Annotated in this window: 20 protein-coding genes; 12 read left to right on the top strand and 8 right to left on the bottom strand. The window is 70.2% G+C overall.

Annotated elements, in window-relative coordinates:
• From ABD022_RS05350 to ABD022_RS05325, 6 genes are all read left to right on the top strand, one after another.
• Nucleotides 1-444, top strand: a 444-nt coding sequence (locus tag ABD022_RS05350; RefSeq protein WP_343820368.1) for an HlyD family secretion protein, incomplete at its 5' end; no start/stop codon positions are given.
• Nucleotides 445-448: 4 nt separating this feature from the next.
• Nucleotides 449-3,256: a ribosome-associated ATPase/putative transporter RbbA gene (gene rbbA, locus ABD022_RS05345; RefSeq protein ID WP_343820366.1), complete on the top strand. Its 2,808-nt coding sequence runs from the start codon at nt 449-451 to the stop codon at nt 3,254-3,256.
• Between the two features lies 1 nt (nt 3,257).
• On the top strand, nt 3,258-4,391 hold the full coding sequence (locus ABD022_RS05340) for an ABC transporter permease (protein WP_343820364.1): 1,134 nt from the start codon (nt 3,258-3,260) through the stop codon (nt 4,389-4,391).
• 26 nt (nt 4,392-4,417) lie between these two features.
• Nucleotides 4,418-5,164, top strand: coding sequence for an acetoacetyl-CoA reductase (gene phbB / locus ABD022_RS05335; RefSeq protein ID WP_343820362.1), 747 nt, complete (start codon nt 4,418-4,420; stop codon nt 5,162-5,164).
• A 12-nt stretch (nt 5,165-5,176) separates the two neighbouring features.
• Complete coding sequence (locus tag ABD022_RS05330; RefSeq protein ID WP_043683522.1) at nt 5,177-6,589, top strand: bifunctional enoyl-CoA hydratase/phosphate acetyltransferase; 1,413 nt, start codon at nt 5,177-5,179, stop codon at nt 6,587-6,589.
• Nucleotides 6,586-7,791, top strand: a complete 1,206-nt coding sequence (locus ABD022_RS05325; protein WP_343820358.1) for an acetate/propionate family kinase — start codon at nt 6,586-6,588, stop codon at nt 7,789-7,791. Before ABD022_RS05330 ends, ABD022_RS05325 begins: the two co-directional genes overlap by 4 nt.
• Nucleotides 7,792-7,816: 25 nt before the next feature.
• Here the strand turns inward: ABD022_RS05325 and ABD022_RS05320 are convergent, their stop codons facing one another.
• Complete coding sequence (locus ABD022_RS05320) at nt 7,817-8,413, bottom strand: recombinase family protein (protein ID WP_343820356.1); 597 nt, start codon at nt 8,411-8,413, stop codon at nt 7,817-7,819.
• A gap of 359 nt (nt 8,414-8,772) precedes the next feature.
• Between ABD022_RS05320 and ABD022_RS05315 the strand changes: the two genes are divergently transcribed.
• The 6 genes from ABD022_RS05315 (at nt 8,773) to ABD022_RS05290 (ending at nt 14,077) form a co-directional block, all read left to right on the top strand.
• Entirely contained in the window at nt 8,773-9,975 is a 1,203-nt protein-coding gene (locus ABD022_RS05315; protein ID WP_343820354.1) for an EAL domain-containing protein, read from the top strand.
• A 175-nt stretch (nt 9,976-10,150) separates the two neighbouring features.
• Nucleotides 10,151-10,762: a TetR/AcrR family transcriptional regulator gene (locus ABD022_RS05310; RefSeq protein WP_043683526.1), complete on the top strand. Its 612-nt coding sequence runs from the start codon at nt 10,151-10,153 to the stop codon at nt 10,760-10,762.
• Nucleotides 10,759-11,913, top strand: coding sequence for an efflux RND transporter periplasmic adaptor subunit (locus tag ABD022_RS05305; protein WP_043683529.1), 1,155 nt, complete (start codon nt 10,759-10,761; stop codon nt 11,911-11,913). Before ABD022_RS05310 ends, ABD022_RS05305 begins: the two co-directional genes overlap by 4 nt.
• The gene (locus ABD022_RS05300; RefSeq protein ID WP_043683532.1) at nt 11,910-13,112 is read left to right on the top strand and encodes an ABC transporter permease; all 1,203 of its coding nucleotides are present in this window, start codon (nt 11,910-11,912) and stop codon (nt 13,110-13,112) included. Before ABD022_RS05305 ends, ABD022_RS05300 begins: the two co-directional genes overlap by 4 nt.
• Before the next feature lie 5 nt (nt 13,113-13,117).
• On the top strand, nt 13,118-13,828 hold the full coding sequence (locus ABD022_RS05295; RefSeq protein WP_343820348.1) for an ABC transporter ATP-binding protein: 711 nt from the start codon (nt 13,118-13,120) through the stop codon (nt 13,826-13,828).
• Between the two features lie 45 nt (nt 13,829-13,873).
• Complete coding sequence (locus ABD022_RS05290) at nt 13,874-14,077, top strand: hypothetical protein (protein WP_151024923.1); 204 nt, start codon at nt 13,874-13,876, stop codon at nt 14,075-14,077.
• 142 nt (nt 14,078-14,219) lie between these two features.
• Here the strand turns inward: ABD022_RS05290 and ABD022_RS05285 are convergent, their stop codons facing one another.
• The 7 genes from ABD022_RS05285 to ABD022_RS05255 form a co-directional block, all read right to left on the bottom strand.
• On the bottom strand, nt 14,220-15,500 hold the full coding sequence (locus tag ABD022_RS05285) for a diguanylate cyclase domain-containing protein (RefSeq protein WP_343820346.1): 1,281 nt from the start codon (nt 15,498-15,500) through the stop codon (nt 14,220-14,222).
• Between the two features lie 189 nt (nt 15,501-15,689).
• Nucleotides 15,690-16,718 (bottom strand): FAD:protein FMN transferase, encoded by a 1,029-nt coding sequence (locus ABD022_RS05280; RefSeq protein ID WP_425545200.1) that lies wholly within the window; start codon nt 16,716-16,718, stop codon nt 15,690-15,692.
• The gene (locus tag ABD022_RS05275) at nt 16,699-18,909 is read right to left on the bottom strand and encodes a PepSY domain-containing protein (RefSeq protein ID WP_343820344.1); all 2,211 of its coding nucleotides are present in this window, start codon (nt 18,907-18,909) and stop codon (nt 16,699-16,701) included. The genes ABD022_RS05280 and ABD022_RS05275 overlap by 20 nt, the downstream gene beginning before the upstream one ends.
• Nucleotides 18,910-18,914: 5 nt before the next feature.
• A complete protein-coding gene (locus ABD022_RS05270) occupies nt 18,915-19,391 on the bottom strand; it encodes a DUF2271 domain-containing protein (protein ID WP_343820343.1) in 477 nt (158 codons plus the stop codon).
• A gap of 77 nt (nt 19,392-19,468) precedes the next feature.
• Nucleotides 19,469-19,894 (bottom strand): PepSY domain-containing protein, encoded by a 426-nt coding sequence (locus tag ABD022_RS05265; protein ID WP_343820342.1) that lies wholly within the window; start codon nt 19,892-19,894, stop codon nt 19,469-19,471.
• A gap of 238 nt (nt 19,895-20,132) precedes the next feature.
• Nucleotides 20,133-21,410 carry a CaiB/BaiF CoA transferase family protein gene (locus ABD022_RS05260; protein ID WP_343820340.1) on the bottom strand — a complete coding sequence of 426 codons (1,278 nt, stop codon included), beginning with the start codon at nt 21,408-21,410 and terminating at the stop codon, nt 20,133-20,135.
• Between the two features lie 11 nt (nt 21,411-21,421).
• Nucleotides 21,422-22,609, bottom strand: a complete 1,188-nt coding sequence (locus ABD022_RS05255; RefSeq protein ID WP_343820338.1) for an acyl-CoA dehydrogenase — start codon at nt 22,607-22,609, stop codon at nt 21,422-21,424.
• Nucleotides 22,610-22,649 lie beyond the last annotated feature (40 nt).

Below are 22,649 nucleotides of genomic sequence, written 5' to 3'. Positions count from 1 at the left end.
CTGGAGGACAGCCGCCTGAAGGCCCCGCGCGACGGCCGCATCCAGCTGCGCGTGGCCCAGCCGGGCGAAGTCCTGGCCGCCGGCGGCCGCGTGCTCAACATGCTGGACCTGTCCGACGTGACCATGACCTTCTTCATGCCCGAGGCGGTCGCCGGCCGCATGGCGCTGGGCAGCGAAGTCCGCATCGTCCTGGATGCCGCCCCGCAGTATGTGATCCCCGCCGAAGTCGCCTTCGTCGCCAGCCAGGCGCAGTTCACGCCCAAGACGGTGGAGACGGCCAGCGAGCGCCAGAAGCTCATGTTCCGCATCAAGGCGCGCATCCCCCGGGAGCTGCTGCAGAAGCACCTGGAGCAGGTCAAGACCGGCCTGCCCGGTGTCGCCTGGGTGCACACCGACGCCTCCCAGCCCTGGCCCGACACCCTGACCGTCCGCCTGCCCGAGTAAGCCCATGACGCAGGACGCTTCCGTCGCCCGGATCCAGGGGCTGAGCCACCGCTACGGCAAGACCCGGGCGCTGGACCGCATCGACCTCGACATCCCGGCCGGCCGCATGGTCGGCCTGATCGGCCCGGACGGCGTGGGCAAATCCACCCTGCTGTCGATCCTGGCCGGAGCCCGCGTCATCCAGGAAGGCCGGGCCGAGGTCCTGGGTGGCGACATGGCGCAGCGCGCCCACCGCAAGCGCACCTGCCCGCGCATCGCCTACATGCCGCAGGGGCTGGGGAAGAACCTCTACCCCACCCTCTCGGTCGAGGAAAACCTGCAGTTCTTCGCGCGCCTGTTCGGCCACGGGGCCGCCGAGCGACGCCGCCGCATCGACGACCTGACCCGCAGCACCGGCCTGCACCCCTTCCTGGCGCGCCCCGCCGGCAAGCTCTCGGGCGGCATGAAGCAGAAGCTCAGCCTGTGCTGCGCCCTGATCCACGACCCGGACTTCCTGATCCTGGACGAGCCGACGACCGGCGTGGATCCCCTGGCCCGCGCCCAGTTCTGGGAGCTGATCGCCCGCATCCGCGCCGGCCAGCCGGCAATGAGCGTGGTCGTCGCCACCGCCTACATGGACGAGGCGCAGCGCTTCGACTGGCTGGTCGCCATGGACGCGGGCCGCATCCTCGCCACCGGCACGCCGGCCGAGCTGCTGCGGAGCACGGGCCAGGCGACGCTGGAGTCGGCCTTCATCCACCTGCTGCCGGCCGCCCGGCGCGAGGGCTACGCCCCCGTGGAAATTCCGCCGCTGCCCGGGGACGGCGAGCAGGACATCGCCATCGAGGCCCACGACCTGACCATGCGCTTCGGCGATTTCGTCGCCGTCGATCACGTCAGCTTCCGCATCCGCCGCGGCGAGATCTTCGGCTTCCTCGGCTCGAACGGCTGCGGCAAGTCCACCACCATGAAGATGCTGACCGGGCTGCTGCCCGCCAGCGAAGGCCGCGCCTGGCTGTTCGGCCGCGAGATCGATCCCGACGACCTGGACGTGCGCCGCCGAGTCGGCTACATGTCGCAGTCCTTCTCGCTCTACGGCGAGCTGACGGTGCGCCAGAACCTGGTCCTGCACGCCCGCCTGTTTCACGTCCCGCCGGAGCGCATCGACGAGCGCGTCCGGACCATGGTGGCGCGCTTCGGCCTGGGCGAGGCGCTGGACATGCTGCCCGACAGCCTGCCGCTGGGCATCCGCCAGCGCCTGTCGCTGGCCGTGGCCATGGTGCACAAGCCCGAGCTGCTGATCCTGGACGAGCCGACCTCGGGCGTGGATCCGGTGGCCCGCGACGAGTTCTGGCGCCTGCTGATCACCCTGTCGCGGCGCGACCGGGTGACGATCTTCATCTCCACCCACTTCATGAACGAGGCCGAGCGCTGCGACCGCATGTCCATGATGCACGCGGGCCGCGTGCTCGACAGCGACCGGCCCGCCGAACTGGTGCGCAAGCGCGGCGCCCGGACGCTGGAAGAGGCCTTCATCGGCTATCTGCTGGAAGCCAGCGGCGAGCCCGCGCCGCCCCGGGGGGCCGCCGCACCAGGGACCGCCGCGCCTGGGGCCGCCGCGCCCGAGGCGCCGGCAACCCCCGCCGCGGGCGCGGGCGCGAACCCCGGAACCCCCGTCCCCGCGCCCCGCCGGGCGCCGCGCATCCCCTCCTTCAGTCCGGGCCGCCTGCTCAGCACCATGCGGCGCGAATCCATGGAGCTGCGCCGCGACCCGGTGCGCGGCACGCTGGCCCTGCTGGGCTCGCTGGTGCTGATGTTCGTCATCGGCTTCGGCATCAGCATGGACGTGGAGAACCTGAGCTTCGCGGTGCTGGACCGGGACAACAGCACGATCAGCCGCGACTATGCGCTGAACCTGTCGGGCTCGCGCTACTTCGTCGAACATCCCCCCATCCTCGACGAGGCCGACATGGACCGCCGCATGCGCAGCGGCGAACTGTCCCTGGCGATCGAGATCCCCCCCGGCTTCGGCCGCGACCTGCTGCACGGGCGCACGGCCGAGATCGGCGCCTGGATCGACGGCGCCATGCCGCAGCGCGCCGAGACCCTCAAGGGCTATGTCCAGGGCATGCACCAGCAATGGCTGGCGCAGCAGGCGCGGGAACGCCTGGGCGGGCCGGTCGCCTCGGCGGCCGACCTGGAGACGCGCTTCCGCTACAACCCGGACGTGCGCAGCCTGCCGGCCATGGTGCCGGTGGTCATCCCGCTGCTGCTGATGATGCTGCCGGCCATGCTCACGGCCCTGGCCGTGGTGCGCGAAAAGGAGATCGGCTCGATCATCAACCTGTACGTCACGCCGGTGACGCGGACGGAATTCCTGCTGGGCAAGCAGATCCCCTACATCGGCCTGGCGCTGCTGAACCTCGCGGCCATGTGCCTGCTGTCGGTCACGGTCTTCGACGTGCCGATCAAGGGCAGCCTCGCCACCCTGGCGCTGACCGGCGTGCTCTACTGCGTCGCCGCCACCGGCCTGGGCCTGCTGGCCTCGGCCATGACGCGCAGCCAGATCGCCGCCATGTTCTTCACCATGATCGCCACCCTGATCCCGGCCATCCAGTTCTCGGGCCTGATGGACCCGGTCAGCTCGCTGGAGGGCCTGGGCCGGATCGTCGGCCAGACCTACCCGGCCGCCTACATGTTCACCATCAGCCGGGGCGTCTTCAACAAGGCGCTGGAATTCCGCGACCTCTGGCCCTCGATCTGGCCGATGATGCTGTCCATCCCGGTCATCCTGGGCGCGGCCATCGCCCTTCTGCGCAAACAGGACCGCTGACATGAAGCTGCAATCTTCCCTCGGCACGATCTGGCGGCTGGGCATCAAGGAGCTCTGGAGCCTGTGGCGCGACCCCGTCATGCTGGTGCTGATCGCCTTTTCCTTCACCGTCTCGGTCTACACCGCCGCCACGGCCGTGCCCGAGACCCTGCACCACGTCGCCATCGCCATCGTGGACGAGGACCATTCCCCGCTGTCCCAGCAGATCACGGCCGCCTTCTATCCGCCCCAGTTCATCCCGCCCGCCATGATCGGCCACGAGGAAGTGGACCCCAGCATGGACATCGGCCGCTATTCCTTCGTGCTGAACATCCCGCCGAACTTCCAGCGCGACGTGCTCTCCGGCGGCGCGGCCGAGATCCAGATCAACGTGGACGCCACCCGCATGAGCCAGGCCTTCACCGGCAACGGCAACATCCAGCGGATCGTCCTCGACGAGATCGAGACCTTCCTGCGCGGGCGCAATCCGTCGATGGCCCCGCCGGTGGACCTGGTGCTGCGCGCGCGCTTCAATCCCGCCCTGGAAAAATCCTGGTTCGGCGGCCTGATGGAGATCATCAACCAGATCACCATGCTGTCGCTGATCCTGACCGGCGCCGCCCTGATCCGCGAACGCGAGCACGGCACCATCGAGCACCTGCTGGTCATGCCCGTCACGCCGGCGCAGATCATGCTCTCCAAGGTCTGGTCCATGAGCCTGGTGGTGCTGGCCGCCGCCGCCCTGTCGCTCAACGGCATCGTGCGCGGCCTGCTGCAGGTGCCGATCGAAGGCTCGCTGCCGCTGTTCTTCACCGGCGCCACGCTGCACCTGTTCGCCATGACCGCCATGGGCATCTGGCTGGCGACCCTGGCGCGCAACATGCCGCAGTTCGGCATGCTGATGATCCTCATCCTGCTGCCGCTGCAGATGCTCTCGGGCAGCACCACGCCGCGCGAGAGCATGCCGCGGTTCGTCCAGGACCTGATGCTGGCCGCGCCGACCACCCACTTCGTCGAGCTGGGGCAGGCGATCCTGTACCGGGGCGCCGGCTTCGAGGTCGTCTGGCCCTCGTTCGCCGCGCTGCTGGTCATCGGTTCCATCATGTTCCATCTCTCGCTGCGGCGGTTCCGTTCGACCATCGGCAGCATGGCCTGATTTCCCACCCCACCAAGGAGCCCATCATGTCCTCTTCCCATACCGCGCTGGTCACCGGCGGCACCGGCGGACTCGGCCAGGCCATCGCCCGCGCCCTGCACGAGCAGGGCCACACCGTCCTGGTCGCCCACTCCCCCGGCAACGACCACGTCCCCGCCTGGCTGCGGGCCCAGGCCGGCGACGGCTACACCTTCCACGCCTACGGCGCCGACGTGGCCGACGAAGCCTCGTGCCTGGCCATGGCCGAACGCATCCGGGCCGACGGCCACCGGGTGGACATCCTGGTGAACAACGCCGGCATCACGCGCGACGGCACCTTCCGCAAGATGCGGAAATCCGCCTGGGACAGCGTGCTGCGCACCAACCTGGACTCCATGTTCAACGTCACCCATCCCTTCGTCGACGACATGGCCGAGGCCGGCTGGGGCCGCATCGTCAACATCGCCTCGATCAACGGCAGCAAGGGCCAGTTCGGCCAGACCAACTACGCCGCGGCCAAGGCCGGGATCCACGGCTTCACCAAGTCGCTGGCGCTGGAACTGGCGCGCAAGGGCATCACCGTCAACACGGTATCGCCCGGCTACATGGACACGGCCATGGTCGCCGCCGTGCCGCCCGACGTGCTGGAGAGCCAGATCATTTCCCAGATCCCGGTCGGCCGGCTGGGCCGCCCCGAGGAGGTCGGCGCCCTGGTCGCCTTCGTCTGCAGCGACCTGGCGGCCTTCATGACGGGCAGCAACCTGGCCATGAACGGCGGCCAGCACATGTACTGAGGCGCGCACCCCATGAGCGATTCCTCTTCCCTCGCGCCCCTGCGCAACCGCACCTTCGACGAACTGGCCGTGGGCGACCGCGCGCGCATCGAACGCACCCTGGGCCTGCGCGACATCCAGCTGTTCGCCGCGGTCTCGGGCGACGTCAACCCACAGCACCTGGATCCGGACTACGCCGCCCACACGCCCTTCCAGGGCATCATCGCCCACGGCATGTGGGGCGCCTCGCTGATTTCCGCCGTGCTGGGCACGCAGCTGCCCGGCCCGGGCACCCTCTACCTGAGCCAGAGCCTGACGTTCCGGGCGCCCGTCCGGGTCGGCGACACCGTGGCCGTCGAGGTCCGGATCACGGCGCTCGAACCGCAGCACCGGCACGTGCGCCTGGCCTGCGCCTGCACCCTGCCCGACGGCACGGTCGCCATCGAGGGCGAGGCGCTGGTGCAGGCGCCGCTGGAATCCATCGAGTGCGCCCGCACCACGCTGCCCGAGATCCACATCCAGGATCCCGCCCACGGCGGCCTGCACACGCTGCTCGCCCACGTGCGCGGCCTGGAGCCGATCCGGGTGGCGGTGGTGCATTCCTGCGACGAGATCAGCCTGCGGGCCGCCCTGGATGCGCGGCGGGAAGGCCTGATCGACCCGATCCTGGTCGCCCCGCGCGCCCGGCTCGAACGGACCGCGCAGGCCCTGGGCGCCACGCTCGACGGCCTGGACATCCGCGACGTGCCCCACAGCCACGCGGCCGCCGGCCAGGCCGTGGCGCTGGCCCGCGCCGGCGAGGTCGAAGCCCTGATGAAGGGCAGCCTGCACACCGACGAACTGATGGCGGCCGTGGTGGCCGGCGACGGCCTGCGCACCAAGCGCCGCGTCAGCCACTGCTACCTGATGCAGACGCCGCGCTACCCGCGCCCCTTCATCATCACCGACGCCGCGATCAACATCGCCCCCACCCTGGACCAGAAGGCCGACATCATCCGCAACGCCATCGACCTGGCCCACGCGATCGGCGTGGCCGAACCGCGCGTGGCCATCCTGGCCGCGGTGGAAACGGTCAGCGCCGCCATGCCCGCCACGCTGGACGCCGCCGCCCTGTGCAAGATGGCCGACCGCGGCCAGATCACCGGCGGGCGCCTGGACGGGCCGCTGGCCTTCGACAACGCCGTGTCGCTGGCGGCCGCCCACGTCAAGGGCATCCGCTCGGAAGTCGCCGGCCTGGCCGACATCCTGGTGACGCCCGACCTGGAAAGCGGCAACATGCTGGCCAAGCAGCTGATGTACCTGGGCGATGCCGCCAGCGCCGGCCTGGTGCTGGGCGCCCGCGTGCCCATCATCCTGACCAGCCGGTCCGACACCTACGAATCCCGCATCGCCTCGTGCGCCCTGGCCCTGCTGCTGGCGCGCCACTACCGGAGCACCCCCCTATGACCATCGGCCAGACCTCCACGTCCGGGCAAGCCCTGATCCTGGTGCTGAACTGCGGCTCCTCGAGCATCAAGTTCGCGCTGTTCGACACCTCGGCCGATCCGCTGCCGCGCCGCCCGGCCTGGAACGGCAAGGTCCAGGGCATCGGCGGCGAGCGGCCCGACTTCGGCGAGACCGGCGTGGCGCCGTTCGCCGTCCGGCTGGATCCCCAGGCGCCCTACCGCTGCGCCCTGGACCTGATCCTGCGGCGCGTGCACGCCCGGCTGGGCGACGGGCGCCTGGTGGCCGTCGCCCACCGCGTCGTTCACGGCGGCAGCAAGTACTTCGCGCCGGTGCGCATCGACGCCGGCGTCCTGGAGGATCTGCGCGGCTACGTCCCCCTGGCGCCGCTGCACCAGCCCTTCGCGCTGGAGGCCATCGACATCCTGCTGAGCGAACGGCCCGGCCTGCCCCAGATCGCCTGCTTCGACACCGCCTTCCACCATACCGTGCCGCAGGTCGAGCAGATGCTGCCGCTGCCCTACGACGCCTGGGAACGCGGCCTGCGCCGCTACGGCTTCCACGGCCTGTCCTACGAATACCTGTCCATCGCCCTGCCCGAGCGCCACGGCGACCGGGCGCGCGGCCGCGTCATCGCCGCCCACCTGGGCAGCGGCGCCAGCCTGTGCGCCCTGCGCGACCTGCGCAGCCAGGCCACCACCATGGGGTTTTCCGCGCTGGACGGCCTGATGATGGGCACCCGCACCGGCTCGCTGGACCCGGGGGCCGTGCTCTACCTGATGGAGATCGAGCGGCTCAGCCTGGAGGAAGTCGGCCGCATCCTGTACCACGAATCCGGCCTCAAGGGCGTCTCGGGCATCTCGCCCGACCCGCGCGACCTGCTGGCCGTCGAGGCCCGCGCGCCCCGCGCGCGCCTCGCGCTGGACCTGTACGTGCGCCGCATCGTGCGCGAGATCGGCGCGCTGACGGCGGTGCTGGGCGGACTGGACATGCTGGTCTTCACCGCGGGGATCGGCGAGCACAGCGTCGAGCTGCGCCGGCGCATCTGCGAAGGCCTGGCCTGGCTGGGCGTGGCGCTGGACCCGGAGGCCAACGCGGCCCAGGCCACGACGCTGTCGACGCCGGACAGCGCCGTACGGGTCGCCATGGAGCCCACCAACGAGGAATGGATCGCCGCCCGGCACGCCCTGGACCTGCTGGGCTGAGACGGTGCGCCGGGCGGACGGCCGGCTACACCGAAGGGGAAGCGGCCAGCCGCCTCAGCGTGGCGACCGATACGCCGAACTGATCGGCGACCCGGGCCGCCGGCTGGCCCTGATCGAGCAGCGCCCGGGCCGCCAGACGCTGCTGCGGCGTCAGTGAAGGCGGGCGGCCGATGCGCTGGCCCCGCGCCCGCGCCGCCGCCATCCCCGCCCGGGTCCGTTCGCTGATCAGGGCACGCTCGAATTCGGCCAGCGCCGCCATCATGTGGAACACCAGCTTGCCGCCGGGCGTGCCGATATCGATCTGCTCGCACAGGGAACAGAAGCCGATGTGCCGCTCTCCCAGGCTGTCCAGCAGCTGGATCAGCCCCGACAGCGACCGCCCCAGGCGGTCCAGCCGCCAGACCACCAGCCTGTCGCCGGCGCGCAGCGAGCGCAGCAGCCGGTCCAGGCCCTCCCGGCGCATCGTCGCGCCCGACACCCCGCGATCCACGAAGATCGGGTCGCAGCCCGCATTCTTCAGCGCCCGCATCTGCAGGCCCATGTGCTGCTCGTCGGTCGATACCCGGGCATAGCCGAACACCCTGGGGGCCGTGCCCGCGCCCTGCGTCTTGCCGATCGCCATGACTTGCTACCTTGACTTCCATTTGCCTTCCCGTCCAGCGGAAAGCGGGCGAACTATAGGGCAGTACGGGCCGGAACAGCGGCGCCACTTATGAGGAAAAGTTTCTTTCCGCCAACGGAGATCCGGCGCCCGTCCCGATGATGGGGCGAAGGGCCTCGCTCCGACACAGGTCGATCGGATAATTATTTGAAACCTAAAAAGTTTCTATTTAATTTTCCTGGATGCACCAAATCGACAATTGTTTTCTCTATATGTTGCCAAAAAACATCGTTTCTTCATGCCCAGAACTTTCAAAAGGGAACCCTTTTGAACACATGGAGAGCGGCGGCACGGCCCGCTCCCCGCTGGATTCCCCGGTGATGAGCGGCGCGCGGGCGCAGATCCGGGTCGGCAACCTGCACCAGCTGGCCCAGGCCCGCGGCGGCGGCCCGCCCGCGCAGGTGATGCGGGCGCTGCGCGATCACCTGATCACGGCGCGCGTCCCGCGCGGATCCATCCGGTTCGCGGGCAATGCCATCGAAGTCGATCTGGCCGGCCTCTGGCCGTTCAGCGTGTACTCGGTCTCCCTGGCCGATCAGTTCTGGCGCACGCTGTGCGCCGACCTGGGCGACGCGCCCATCGATTGCGGGGACGACCGTTTCTATCCGCTCCTGCACATCGCCCTGTCGGGCCTGAGCCTGCACGAAGTGCCCCAGGACAGCCTCGACCCCCTCGATCCCGATCCGGCGTTCGCCCCCTGCCAGGCCACCCCGCTCCTGCGCAACGACATCGCGCTGTGCGCGCGCTGGCTGGACGAATTGCGCGCCGGACAGCTGCAGCTGGCATTCCAGCCGGTCCTGCGGGTCGATCCCGGGGACGGCGCCTGCCTGTACCAGGAAGCGCTGCTGCGCCGGGCGGAGGATCCCGCGGAATCCCCCGCCGCCGCCATCCAGGCGCTGGAGCGCCAGGGGCTGATCGGGCGGCTGGACTGGAGCGTCCTGTGGACCGTCATCGGCCTGCTGGAAATCCACCCCGACCGGGAGCTGGCGTGCAACGTCTCGGCGCTGACGCTGCGGCCCAACGCCTGGTGGCGCGAATTGATCCGCTACCTGTGCGGCCGGCGCGCCGTGGCGTCGCGCCTGCTGATCGAACTGACCGAAACCAGCCCCATCGCCCACCCCGGATCCGCCCTGCGGCTGATGCGCGAACTGCAGGACACCGGGGTGCGCATCGTGCTGGACGACATGGGCAGCGGACACGCCGAACTGTCGGCCCTGAACGGCGCACGCTACGACGCCGTGAAGATCGACCAGTCCCTGCTGCGGCAGGCGCGCCAGGGCCCCGCCGGACGGGAAACCCTGAAATGGGTCACGCGGGCCTGCGCCCACCGCAGTCCCTGCGTCGTCATCGAAGGGGTGGAAACCCCCGACGACCTGCATCTGGTGCGATACGCCGGCGCCCAGGCCGCCCAGGGCCATTTCCTGGGCAGGCCCGACACCGAGCCGGAGTGGAACTTCCGCGAACCCTGCACCGTGCTGAACCGCCTGCAGGAATACCTGACGGATCAAAGGCCCGCGCGGTGATGCGCCGGGTGCATTGAGCACTGGCGGGGCCGGGGCTCCCCTGGACGACATCCTGGACGACGTGTTCCGCGGCTGATTCCGGTCCGCGGCGCGTCCGCGCGGCAGACGGGACCATCGCCACTCTGCGCTTCCCGTGATAAGATAGTAATCGATTACTTTCTTTACGAGAAACGGGATGCCGCAATCCACTCCGAAACACCTGCCGGCGGACGAACGGCGGGCGGCCACCGTGCGGGCGGTCATCGAGCTGGCCGCCGACCGCAACCCGGCCGACATCACGACGGCCGCCATCGCCCAGCACATGCGGCTCACCCAGGGCGCGCTGTTCCGGCATTTCCCCAGCAAGGAAGCCATCTGGGACGCGGTGATGGCCCACACCAGCGAGACGCTGCTGGCGCGCATCGACGCGGCCGCCGCGCGGGCCGTCGGCCCGCGGGCGGCGCTGGAGGCCATGTTCCACGCCCACGTGGATTTCATCGCCAGCCACCCGGGCGTGCCGCGCATCCTGTTCGCCGAACTGCAGCACGACCGGGAGACGCCCGCGAAGACCCGCGTGCTGGCCCTGCTGGAGCACTACCGCGAACGGCTGCTGGAGCAGGTCCGCCGCGGCATCGACCGGGGGGAATTGCAGGACACGCCGGATGCGGACGCCCTGCCGGTACTGTTCGTGGGCATGATCCAGGGCCTGGTGATCCAGTCCATGCTGGCCGGCGACATCCGGCGCATGAAGCGCCAGGCGCCCGCCCTGTTCGCCCTGTTCCTCCAGGGCATCGGAGCCCGCCCATGAAAGCCCCGCGCATCGACAGGAAACGCGTGCTGCTGGCCGCGCTGGCCCTGGTCCTGCTGGGGCTGTTCCTGTACGTCGCCCTGCAATCCGGGCCGCTGGCCCGCATCCCGGTCACCACGGCCCGGGTTGAGGAAGCCTCCATCCGTCCGGTGCGCTTCGGCATCGGCACCGTCGAGGCCCGCCAGATCCACCGGATCGGCCCGGCCCTGACGGGCCGGCTGCTGCGGCTGGACGTGGAAGTGGGCGATGCCGTGCGGGCCGGCCAGGTGCTGGGCGAGATCGATCCCGTGGACCTCGACGACCGCATCCAGGCCCAGGTGGCGGCGCTGTCCCGCGCGCGCGTGCTGGCGCGGGAATCGGGCATCCGCCAGGACCGGGCCGAAGTCCAGCTGCGCCGCTACGAAACGCTGCTGAAGGCCTCGGCCATCAGCGAGGAGACCGCCAGCGACAAGCGCCACGAGCTGAAACTGGCGCAGGCCGCCCTGGAGGCCGCCACGCGGGAGGCCGAACGGCTGCAGGCCGAACTGGCCGCGCTGCGCGCGCAGCGGCGCAACCTGGCGCTGGTCTCGCCCATCGACGGCTTCGTCCTCACCCGCGACGCGGACCCGGGCACGATCCTGATGGCCGGGCAGGCCATCGTCCAGGTGATCGCGCCCGGCGCGCTCTGGATCGACGCGCGCTTCGACCAGGCCGGCTCCGCCGGCCTGTCCGCCGGGCTGGCGGCCCGGATCGTGCTGCGCTCCCGCGGGCGGGAGCCGGTCGAGGGCCGGATCGTCCGCATCGAGCCGGTCGCCGACGCCATCACCGAGGAACTGCTGGCCAAGATCGCCTTCGACGCCCCGCCCGCGCCGCCGCCCGCCCTGGGCGAGCTGGCCGAAACCACGGTGGAACTGCCGCCCACCCCGCCGGGCCCCGTCGTCTCCAACGCCGCCCTCCGCCACCAGGACGGACGGCCCGGCGTCTGGCGCATCCAGGACGGGCGGCCGGTCTTCGTCCCCATCCGCGTCGGCGCCGCCGACGCCCGGGGCATGGTCCAGGTGCTGGACGGACTGAACGCCGGCGATCTCGTCATCGTCCACAGCGCCAGCCCGCTGACCGCCCGCAGCCGGGTCCGCGCCACCGGTCCGGCGCAGGCGGAGCCAGCGGCATGATCAGCCTGGCCGGACGCGACATCCTGCATGCCTGGGGGAAATTCCTCTTCACCGGCATCGGCCTGGGGCTGCTGATCGGCGTCACGCTGATCATGGCGGGCGTCTACCGGGGCCTGGTGGCCGATGCGCGGGCCCTGCTGGACAACAGCGGCGCCGACCTGTGGGTCGTACAGAAAGACACCCAGGGACCCTATGCCGAGAACTCCAGCCTGCCCGACGACGCCTACCGCGCCATCCTGGGGCTGGAGGGCGTGGACCAGGCGGCCAACGTCACCTACCTGACCATGCAGGCGCACCATCGCGGCCGCGACGTGCGCATCATGGTGGTGGGCGTGGCCCCGGGCACGCCGGGCGCGACGCCGGGCTGGCCGCCCGGCCTGGTGGCCGGCCGCCAGATCGTCCTGGGCCACTACGAGGCCGTGGCGGACGTGGCGGCCGGCTTCGCCCTGGGCGACCGGATCACCATCCGCCGCCACGAATACGCCATCGTCGGCCTGACCCGGCGCACGGTGTCCTCCAGCGGCGACCCGATGGTCTTCATCCCCCTGAAGGACGCGCAGCAGGCGCAATTCCAGAAGGACAACGACGCCATCCGGCAGAGCCGCCGGCGCGCCGCCGCCAATCCCGGGCTGAACCGACCCGGCAACGATTCGGCCCTGCGGGCCGTGCTCGACAGCCAGGCGGCCAATCCCTACGTCAACGCCGTCCTGGTGACGCTGGCTCCGGGCGCGGACGCCGCCGAGGCCGCCGCCCGCATCCAGCGCTGGACGCGCCTGTCCGTCTACACGCGCGCCCAGATGGAAACCATCCTGGTGGACAAGCTGGTGGCCTCGTCGGCGCGGCAGATCGGCATGTTCCTGGCCATACTGGCCCTGGTCAGCGCGGCCATCGTGGCCTTCATCATCTACACCCTGACCATGGACAAGATCCGCGAGATCGCCGTGCTCAAGCTGATCGGCACGCGCAACCGCACCATCGCCGGCATGATCCTGCAGCAGTCCCTGGCCCTGGGCCTGATCGGCTTCATGGTGGGCAAGATCGCGGCCACGTTCTCCGCCCCCGTCTTCCCCAAGTACGTGCTGCTGACGCCGGCCGATTCCATCGCGGGCCTGGCCGCCATCCTGCTGATCTGCGCCCTGGCCAGCCTGGTGGCCATCCGCATCGCCCTGCGGGTCGATCCCGCCAACGCCATCGGATGAACGCCATGACCGGTTCCGGCATCCTGATCGAGGGCCTGAGCAAGCGCTATGGCCAGGGCGACACGGCCGTGCTGGCCCTGCGCGACGTCAACATGTCGGTCGCGCCCGGCGAGGTCGTCGGCCTGATCGGCCCCTCGGGCTCGGGCAAGAGCACGCTGCTGAAGTGCCTGGGCGCCGTGATCGACCCGACCGGCGGGCGCATGACGCTGGGCGGCGAGCTCATCTACGACGAGGGCTGGCGGGTGAAGGACCTGCGCGCGCTGCGCCGCGACCGGATCGGCTTCATCTTCCAGGCGCCCTACCTGATCCCGTTCCTGGACGTCACCGACAACGTGGCCCTGCTGCCGATGCTGGCGGGCGCGGGCAAGCGCGAGGCCCGCGCCCGCGCGCTGGAAGTGCTGGCCTCGCTGGAAGTCGGACACCGCGCCCAGGCCATGCCCGCGCAGCTGTCCGGCGGCGAACAGCAGCGGGTCGCCATCGCGCGCGGGCTGGTCAACCGCCCGCCGGTCATCCTGGCCGACGAGCCGACGGCGCCGCTGGACAGCGAGCGCGCCATGGCGGTCGTGCGCATCCTGCACCACATGGCGCGGCAATACCGGACGGCCATCATCGTGGTGACGCACGACGAAAAGATCATCCCGACCTTCAAGCGGATCTACCGCATCCGCGACGGCGCCACCCACGAGGAGGCGGGCGAAGGCCGACCCTTCGACTGAAGCCCGCATTGTCCTGCCTCAACACCGGCGCGCCCCGAATTGCCTATGATCCCCTCATCAGCCCCCATCGAGCGCGACGCCATGTTCTTCCACAGCAACCTGCTCCTGGTCCTCTTCATCCTGGGGATCATCGCGATGTTCATCGGCTTCGGTTTCCGCGACCGGAACCCCGGCATCATCCTGCTGGGCACCGGTTTCCTGGTGGCCCTGTTCGTCGTCATCCGCAAGGCGATCGACGTCTTCGGCTGAGGCTTCCCCAAAAGACGCCCCGGGGACGAACAGAACGGCGCGCGCAGGGAGGCCGCCAGGACGTCGTTGCGCGCCAGCACCCCGTCGGGCCGTCCGCCGTTGCGCGCGACCGCCTGCTTCAAGCGGGCCTCGGCCCGCCCCGTCATGCGGACATTTCCGCCCCGTCCCCGGCCGGGCCGCTCCAGCGGCGATACCGGTTCTTGCCGGATTTCTTCGCCTCGTACATGGCCCGGTCGGCATGCGTCATCAGTTCCTCGACCGTCTCGCCGTCCTCGGGGTGGCGGGCGATGCCGATGCTGCAGCGGACCTGCGCCCGGTGCCGCCGGTCGATGGAAACGGGCCGGCCGACCGCTTCGATGACCCGCCGGGCGATGTCTTCCAGGGCGGCGGGATCGGCCGTCGGCACGCCCAGGGTGAACTCGTCCCCGCCGAGGCGGGAGGCGATCGCGTCGCGGCCCACCAGGTCCCGCAGCCGCCCGGCCACCACGCGCAGCACCTTGTCGCCCCCATCGTGGCCGAAGGTGTCGTTGACCGGCTTGAAATCGTCCAGGTCCAGCAGGAGCACCCCCACCCGGCCGCCAGCCTCCAGGCGCCGCGTGAGCCAGTCCTTCATGCCGCGGCGGTTCGCCAGCCCGGTCAGTTCGTCGCGCAGCGACTGGTGCATGAGCTGGCGGTACACGGCCGCCATGTTGACGGCGACCCGGGCCATCTCGACCGCGACGTGGATGGTCAGGCGCTCGCCGCGGACCGGCAGGCGGGGCTGCTCGTTGTAGACCGCGAAGGCCCCCACGGCCTGGCCGTCGTCGTCCAGGATCGGGCTGGACCAGCAGGTCCGCATCCCCGTGGTCAGCACCAGGTCGCGGAACGGCGCCCAGTTCGGATGGCGCAGGACGTCATCGATGAACACCGGCTTGCGCAGATGCATGGCGGCGCCGCACGAGCCCACCGCCGGGCCGATCTCCAGCCCCAGCAGGGCCTGGTTGTAAGGCTCGGGCAGGCCGGGAGCGACGGACTTCCCCACCGTCCTGCCCTCCGGGCCCAGCATCAGGACCGAGCACCGCGCCCCCGGGATCCGGTCCTCCACGAAGCGGCACAGGATGCCCATGGATTCGTCGAGCGGCCGGCGCCGGGAGATGGCGCGCAGGACCCGCGCCTGGCCGCGCAGGGAGTGGACGCGCTTGCGCTGGCGGTCGTTGCGCGCGCGCAGGGCGGCGAACTTCGCGCGGCATGCCTCGCGCGCCCGTTCCCGGAACACGAACAGGGCCAGGAAGCCGCAGGCCGGCAGGATCGCCAGCCACAGATACGGCGCCCCGCGGCAGAACGCCGGCACGACCATGAGCAGGCCCGCCGAGGCGAGCCCGCCGGAGATCAGCAGAACGCGGGAGACAAAGGGAGAAGCAGACGGCCGGGACGAGCGGAGCATGGAGGATTCTGATGTCACGAGCGCGATCCCCTGCATGCCCGTGGAGTTTGAAGCGTGAAGCTATATGTCAAAAATTTAACGGAAAAGACCATACGCATCCTTAATGGAAGTCAACTGAATTACAGTTATATGCAATGACAAAATAGTCATAATCGCCTCGATGATCCGGCGTTCCGGGGCCCGCCCGCCCTAAGACGCGAAGCGGCCCAGCCCGAACTCCACCAGCCGGCCGCCGCAGCGCAGCAGAAACAAGGCATCCAGTCCCATGCGCCGCGCCAGGGCCGGTCCTTCGTCCGGCCCCGCCACCAGCAGGGCCGTGGCCCAGGCGTCGGCGTCCATGCACTCGGCCGCCAGCACCGTGACGGAGGCCACCGGATTGCGCACCGGCGCCGCCCGGCGGCCATCCATGGTGTGCGCCAGGCGTTCGCCGCCGATCCGGACCCAGCGGCGGTAATCGCCCGAGGTCGCCACCGACAGGTCGGCCAGTTCGATCACCCCGTGCGCCGCGCGGCGTCCCTCCTGCGGGCTTTCCAGGGCCACGGCCCAGGGCCGGCCGCCGGCGCGGGCGCCGCAGGCCCGCAGTTCGCCGTCCAGGCCGACCAGGGCGTGGCCCACGCCATGCAGGGCCATGACCTGGGCCATCCGGTCCACGGCGTAGCCCTTGGCGATCCCGCACAGGTCCAGGGTCAGGGGCGCCCGCTTGCGCGCGCGGCCCTGCTCCCGATCGAGGTCCAGCCAGAGATGGGCGGGACGATGGTCCGCGGCGGCGTGCCGGATGGCGGCCGGATCGGGCGTGTCCGCCGCCGCGCCGAACCCCCAGGCATCGACCAGCCCGCCGACGGCGGCATCATAGGCGCCGCCGCTCAGGACGCCGACGTCCAGCGCTCGCGCCAGCACTTCGATCAAGGCCGCCGGCAGGGACACCCAGTGCTCCGGCTCGGCGCGGTTCAGGCGCATCAGGTCGCTGTCCGGCTTCCAGGGCGACATCTGCGCATCCACCGATTCCACGGCCCGTGCCAGGCCGCGCGACAGCGCCCCATGATCGAAGTCAGGCGGCGCCTGATAGCGCGCCGACCAGCGCGTGCCCATGGCCGGACCGCTCAGGGTGGATTCGGAAAACGCGGTCGGCGCGGAGCGGGCCGGCGGCGCCGCGCCGCGCGCCGCTGCGGGCCGGACGGCGGGCGCGACGGCCGCCGGATCAGAATACGTCTTCGGCATAGCGCCCCCTTTCCCGCAGTCCCCGCACGTCCAGGCCGAGCGGGCGCAGGATCTCGTTCAGCGCCTCGGCGACCCCGGCCGCCATGGGCCGGCTGCCGCAGACCCGCAGCACGGCGCCCTGGGCCACCAGCGCCCGCAGGCGGTCCGCATCGCGGCGCAAGGCGTCCTGCACGTAACCGCCGCCGTCCTTGATTCTGGAGAATGCCGTACGCAGCGCGGACAGGCGCCCTTCTTCCAGCCAATGGCGCAGGGCGGTGCCAAAATAGAAGTCTTCGTCCGGATTGCGCGCACCGAAGTACAGGAACATGGGCGTCTTGCGGACGTTGCCGCGGATGAAGCCCGCCAGGGGCGCAACACCGGTGCCCGCCCCGATCAGCACGACGGGATGGCGCGAGACACCCAGGGTGAAGCCAGGGTTGGACTTGATGAAGGCCTGGATCCGATCGCCGGGCTTCAGTCCGTGCAGGAAGCCGGAACAGACCCCGCCAGGCATCCGCCGCACGCAGATTTCCAGGAAGCCGTCGCGAAACCCCGAGGCCAGGGAATAATAGCGGGGCACCGGGCTGCCGGGCGGCACGATGCCCACCAGGTCGCCCGCCTCGAAATGCGGCATGCTCCTGCCCATGAGCCGCGCCATCGCGCCGCTGTCCTGCCAGCGCAGCCGCAGGATGACGGTCGGGTCGGCAGTGCCACCCGCATAATCCTGCCGCTCCACCACTTCCAACGGGAAAAGTGGGGGAATGCGCGGCACATAGTTCAATGCCAGTTCCTCGCCCAGCGCCCTGGACAGGGCCGCGCCCCAGCGGTCGAACTGCTGGGCCGATTGCTGGTGTATGCAGTCCAGCGGCAGTGTCTGCGGCCAGCCGGCAGCCCGGAGCGTCCGATCCAATGCCTCGGCATAGCCGCAGAAGGCCGGAAACTGGCGGTCGCCGAAACCCAGCACGGTCACCGGCACGGTCCCGGCCGTCAGGCGGGCGATCCGGTCCAGGGCCCGTGCGGCATGCGCAGGCGCCTGCCCATCCCCATAGGAGGCGGCCAGGATGAACACCTGGCGGGCCGATTCCGGCACCTGGAAGCGTTCCAGCGGCGCGGTATGGACCGCATGGCCGTTGCGCGCCAGGGCTTCGTGCAGTGCCTGGGCAAAGCCCCAGGTCGTGCCGCCCTCGCTGGCCACGAAGATCAACGTGTCGGCCCGCCGCGCGGGGCTGTTGTTTTCCAGGCGGGGCACCTGTACCCTGCCCTGCCGCCAGATCAGGAATCCGGTGACCCAGAAGACTGGAATGCACAGGCCGGCCAGGCCCAGAACCAGCGCCCAGGCCCACAGGCCCTGGCCGGTATGCAGGGCGTAGATCCAGTCATAGGCAGTGCGGGCCACGGAGGCCGGATGCCAGGCCAGCACATGGCCGCTGCGCCGGTCGATCCAGCCATCGCCGGCATCGGTCGAAATGGTCCAGACGTCTTCCGGATCGTCCGGCGAAGGGAAATTCAGCTTGCGCAGGCCATCGGCCGACAGCGCCTGCAGCAGCGGCTGGGCTCCCACAGGCAGGTCCGGCAGCTCGCCCGGCGCGGAGATGACGTCGGGGTCCACATCCGCATCGGACGGGATCAGGCTGAAGGTCGACGCGCTCATGTAGAGCGCAGTCAGCGAGGACAGGGCCAGGACCAGCACCAGAATCCGGCCGGTGAACCCATGGATGCGCTGTGCCGGAGTCCCGCGGATGCGGCCGGCCACCAGGCGGCGCCAGCCGCCCAGGCGCCGGGCCAGCATCAGTGTCCCGGACAGCGTCAGCAGCAGCATGGCCAGGGCGACACCGGCCGCCCCCAGGCGGCCCGGATCGTCCAGCATGAAGGAACGATGCAGGTTGCGCACCCAGCGCTCCACGGCGGATGCCTGGTAGTCGCCCAGCACCTGCCCGCTGGCCGGGTCGATCCGGCTGGCACGCGCCTGATCGCCATCGAAGGAATAGGCGACGATGTCCCCCGACGGGAGGCGGCGGATTTCCTCGATCCCGGCCACCTGGGCCGCAGTCCGCTGCGCCAGGAGCGCCACCGGCAGGCCGGGTTCGGCCCGGACGGCCTGCCAGGTGTCACGCACCGGAAAGAAGGTCAGGATCAGGCCGGTGACTCCGATCAGCAGGGCCAGGGCGCCGGCCCACAGGCCCAGCCAGCGGTGAATCTGCCGCCATTGCATGATGATCACTGCGCCTGGTAGGTGAAGGACTGGATGAACCTGCGCCCGGCGACGGGCTGCCCGGCGCCCGCCGAGGTCAGCGGCACGCGGACTTCGGACGGGCTGTCGCGCATGTCCTCGACAGCGGCGTCGATGTGGATCTCATAGCCGGCGTCGAACAGCGCGTCGGCCAGGTCGGCGGTCACCTTCAGCGTCCGGCCCTCGCCCACACTGGCACCGGTCACGCCATCGAGCCGCGCCGCGTCCCCGGCCGACAGCCGGTTCCAGTCGCTCAGGTGCTTGTAGTACTTGGCCTTGCCACCGGCCACCCACAGGGTGCCCGCATAGGCACCCTGGGCGTCGGTCAGGTAGACCGCCAGGTAGGCGCCATCGCCGCCATAGTTCTTCAGGGTCGTGGACAGGGTCACCGTGCGGCTTTGCGCCAGCGCGGGAACGGCCAGGGTGGTGGCGGCCAGCAGGGCCGCGATCGAAAAGGTTTTCATGGACTATGCTCCTGATGAATTTCCGGCCGGACGCGATCGGAAGGCCGCGGCCGGCATGCAATGCCGTGCTGGATGAGTCATTCGATCCGGGCGCCGCTGACGGAGATCGCCGGGGACGGCGCACCCGGGACGGCCGCCGTGGCGGCGCCGGGCGCGCCGCGCGCAGCGTCATCACGATCGCGGTGGCGATCGCGATCCCTGTCGCGGTCGCGGTCATCCCGGCGGCGATACTTGATCTTCAGCACTTCCAGCGTCGCAGGATCGAGCTTGGCCTTGAAGGCGCGGCCTTCGGCGTCCTCGCCGCTGATTTCATAGCAGCCGTCGTCGATCTTGACGCGCTTCAGGTCCCAGCCTTTCTGGCGGGCCATCGCGGTGACGGCCTCGCGGGTCTGCCAACGCTCGATGGGCACGTCGCAGTCATCGTCGGCGGTCGCCGGCACGGCGAAGGCCGCCAGCGACACGGCCAGCAGGCAGGCGCCTGCCCTGTTCCAGGATTTGTTCATGACGGATCCCCCATTCATCCGGTCGCCGGGCGGCGGCCATCCATGCTTCCATCATAGGGATGGCAACATTGACGCAGGATGAATGCGGGGACGATCCGGGCCCCGATGGGGGCGGCTCTTGACGCCGGTCAACACCGGCCACGCGTGCCGTGGCGGCGGCGCCACGCGAACGCAGGCCGCCCCGCGGCGCATGCCGGGGAAAAGGTGTGCCCGCCCGGGCCTTGCCGGGCGGGGCCGCTCAGATCACGCCGCGCGCGCGCAAGGCCTGGATTTCGGCCGGCGCCAGGCCCAGCACGTCTTCCAGCACATCGGCCGTATGCGCCCCCAGGGGTGGCGGCGGCAGGCGGTAGTCCACCGGCGTGTCCGACAGGCGGATCGGACTGGCCACCAGGAGAACCGAACCGGTTTCCGGATGAGGCATTTCGATGCGCAGGCCGCGCGCCCGCACCTGGGCATCGTCGAATACCTGTTCCATGGTGTTGATCGGACCGCAGGGCACGGCGCGCGATTCCAGCGCCGCGACCCATGCGGCCGTGGTCCGGGCCGTCGTCAGATGCCTCAGGATGGGAATCAGCGCATCGCGGTGCTCCACCCGCGCCCGATTGGTGGCGAAACGCTCATCCGCCGCCAGGTCGGGCCGGCCGGCTTCCTCGCAGAAGCGGGCGAACTGCCCGTCGTTGCCGATGGCCAGGATCATGTGGCCGTCGGCCGTGGGGAAATCCTGGTACGGCACGATGCTGGGATGCGCGTTGCCCAGCCGTCCGGGACTGCGTCCGGTGGCCAGGTAGTTCATGGCCTGGTTCGCCAGGCAGGCGACCTGCACGTCCAGCAGCGCCATGTCCACATGCTGGCCGATGCCCGTGCGCTCGCGCGCCGCCAGCGCGGCCTGGATGGCATTGGCTGCGTACAGGCCGGTCAGGATGTCGGTCAGCGCCACCCCGACTTTCATCGGCCCGCCTCCGGGCTCGCCATCGGGCCGGCCGGTGACGCTCATCAGGCCGCCCAGCCCCTGGATCAGGAAATCGTAGCCCGCGCGGGCCGCGTAGGGCCCCGTCTGCCCGAAGCCGGTGATGGAGCAATACACCAGGCGCGGGTTGAGGGCGCGCAGGCTGTCGTAGTCCAGGCCGTAGCGCGCCAGCCCGCCTGCCTTGAAATTTTCCACCAGCACGTCGGATCGGCAGGCCAGCTGCCGGATCAGGTCCTGGCCTTCGGGGCTGGCCATGTCCACCGTCACCGAACGCTTGTTGCGGTTGGCGCACAGGTAATAGGCCGCGACGCGCGATTCGCCGCCGTCGGCACCGGGCATCCAGGGCGGCCCCCAGCCGCGCGTGTCGTCGCCCTCGCCGGGACGCTCGATCTTGATCACGTCGGCGCCCAGGTCTCCCAGGATCTGGGTGGCCCAGGGGCCGGCGAGAACGCGCGACAGGTCGAGCACGCGGATGTGCGACAGGGCGCCGCGCCGCTCGGCATCCGCCCCGGTCGCGAGTCCGTCCCGGCCGGAAGTCTCTTGCGCCATGGCTGCGTTCCTCAGTTGGCGAAAGCGGCGATGCCGGTGATGACCCGCCCCAGGATCAGGGCATGCACATCATGCGTGCCCTCGTAGGTATTGACGACTTCCAGGTTGACCAGGTGGCGGGCGATGCAGAACTCATCGGAAATGCCGTTGCCGCCCAGCATGTCGCGGGCCGTGCGGGCAATGTCCAGGGCCTTGCCGCAGGAATTGCGCTTGATGATGGAGGTGATCTCCACCGGCGCCTGGCCCTCGTCCTTCAGGCGGCCGACGCGCAACACCGCCTGCAGCCCCAGGGTGATCTCGGTCAGCATGTCGGCCAGTTTCTTCTGGATCAGCTGGTTGGCGGCCAGCGGGCGGCCGAACTGCTTGCGGTCCAGCACGTACTGACGCGCGGTCTCGTAGCAGGCCTCGGCCGCGCCCAGGGCGCCCCAGGCGATGCCGTAGCGGGCCGAATTCAGGCAGGTGAAGGGCCCCTTCAGGCCACGCACGTCGGGGAAGGCATTTTCTTCAGGGACGAAGACTTCGTCCAGCACGATCTCGCCCGTGATCGACGCGCGCAGGCCGACCTTGCCGTGGATGGCCGGCGCCGACAGGCCCTTCCAGCCCTTTTCCAGGATGAAGCCGCGGATGTCGCCGGCTTCGTCCTTGGCCCAGACCACGAACACATCGGCGATCGGGCTGTTGGTGATCCAGGTCTTGGCCCCGGTCAGGCTATAGCCGCCCGGCACCTTCTTCGCCCGCGTGGCCATCGAACCCGGATCCGAGCCGTGGTCGGGCTCGGTCAGGCCGAAACAGCCGATCCATTCGCCCGTGGCCAGCTTTGGCAGGTATTTTTCCTTCTGTGCTTCGGTGCCGAAGGCATGGATGGGCACCATCACCAGCGAACTCTGCACGCTCATCATCGAGCGGTAGCCCGAATCCACGCGCTCCACTTCGCGTGCGATCAACCCGTAGCAGACGTAGTTCATGCCCGCGCCGCCATACTGTTCGGGAATCGTGGCACCCAGCAATCCCAGCTCACCCATCTCGCGGAAGATCGCCGTATCGGTCTTTTCATGGCGAAAGGCTTGCTGCACGCGCGGCAGCAGCCGGTCCTGCGCGTAGGCACGCGCGGCGTCGCGCACCATGCGTTCGGTATCGTTGAGCTGCTGGTCCAGCAGCAGGGGATCGAGCCATTGGAACTGGGGACGTGCGGAAGACATGGAAAGAGGTCTCCAAAAAGAAAAACCGGATCAGTGATAT

This window comes from Castellaniella daejeonensis, assembly GCF_039523555.1.
Lineage (GTDB): Bacteria > Pseudomonadota > Gammaproteobacteria > Burkholderiales > Burkholderiaceae_B > Castellaniella > Castellaniella daejeonensis.
The sequence above is the reverse complement of the archived record's forward strand: the minus strand, read 5'-3'. Positions and strand labels throughout refer to the sequence as shown.

What these genes read in the sequence shown, in the direction of transcription:
- rbbA (WP_343820366.1), top strand. Translation starts at nt 449, where the DNA reads ATGACGCAGGACGCTTCCGTCGCCCGGATCCAGGGGCTGAGCCACCGC.
- ABD022_RS05340 (WP_343820364.1), top strand. Translation starts at nt 3,258, where the DNA reads ATGAAGCTGCAATCTTCCCTCGGCACGATCTGGCGGCTGGGCATCAAG.
- phbB (WP_343820362.1), top strand. Translation starts at nt 4,418, where the DNA reads ATGTCCTCTTCCCATACCGCGCTGGTCACCGGCGGCACCGGCGGACTC.
- ABD022_RS05330 (WP_043683522.1), top strand. Translation starts at nt 5,177, where the DNA reads ATGAGCGATTCCTCTTCCCTCGCGCCCCTGCGCAACCGCACCTTCGAC.
- ABD022_RS05325 (WP_343820358.1), top strand. Translation starts at nt 6,586, where the DNA reads ATGACCATCGGCCAGACCTCCACGTCCGGGCAAGCCCTGATCCTGGTG.
- ABD022_RS05320 (WP_343820356.1), bottom strand. Translation starts at nt 8,413, where the DNA reads ATGGCGATCGGCAAGACGCAGGGCGCGGGCACGGCCCCCAGGGTGTTC.
- ABD022_RS05315 (WP_343820354.1), top strand. Translation starts at nt 8,773, where the DNA reads ATGAGCGGCGCGCGGGCGCAGATCCGGGTCGGCAACCTGCACCAGCTG.
- ABD022_RS05310 (WP_043683526.1), top strand. Translation starts at nt 10,151, where the DNA reads ATGCCGCAATCCACTCCGAAACACCTGCCGGCGGACGAACGGCGGGCG.
- ABD022_RS05305 (WP_043683529.1), top strand. Translation starts at nt 10,759, where the DNA reads ATGAAAGCCCCGCGCATCGACAGGAAACGCGTGCTGCTGGCCGCGCTG.
- ABD022_RS05300 (WP_043683532.1), top strand. Translation starts at nt 11,910, where the DNA reads ATGATCAGCCTGGCCGGACGCGACATCCTGCATGCCTGGGGGAAATTC.
- ABD022_RS05295 (WP_343820348.1), top strand. Translation starts at nt 13,118, where the DNA reads ATGACCGGTTCCGGCATCCTGATCGAGGGCCTGAGCAAGCGCTATGGC.
- ABD022_RS05290 (WP_151024923.1), top strand. Translation starts at nt 13,874, where the DNA reads ATGATCCCCTCATCAGCCCCCATCGAGCGCGACGCCATGTTCTTCCAC.
- ABD022_RS05285 (WP_343820346.1), bottom strand. Translation starts at nt 15,500, where the DNA reads ATGCTCCGCTCGTCCCGGCCGTCTGCTTCTCCCTTTGTCTCCCGCGTT.
- ABD022_RS05280 (WP_425545200.1), bottom strand. Translation starts at nt 16,718, where the DNA reads ATGCCGAAGACGTATTCTGATCCGGCGGCCGTCGCGCCCGCCGTCCGG.
- ABD022_RS05275 (WP_343820344.1), bottom strand. Translation starts at nt 18,909, where the DNA reads ATGCAATGGCGGCAGATTCACCGCTGGCTGGGCCTGTGGGCCGGCGCC.
- ABD022_RS05270 (WP_343820343.1), bottom strand. Translation starts at nt 19,391, where the DNA reads ATGAAAACCTTTTCGATCGCGGCCCTGCTGGCCGCCACCACCCTGGCC.
- ABD022_RS05265 (WP_343820342.1), bottom strand. Translation starts at nt 19,894, where the DNA reads ATGAACAAATCCTGGAACAGGGCAGGCGCCTGCCTGCTGGCCGTGTCG.
- ABD022_RS05260 (WP_343820340.1), bottom strand. Translation starts at nt 21,410, where the DNA reads ATGGCGCAAGAGACTTCCGGCCGGGACGGACTCGCGACCGGGGCGGAT.
- ABD022_RS05255 (WP_343820338.1), bottom strand. Translation starts at nt 22,609, where the DNA reads ATGTCTTCCGCACGTCCCCAGTTCCAATGGCTCGATCCCCTGCTGCTG.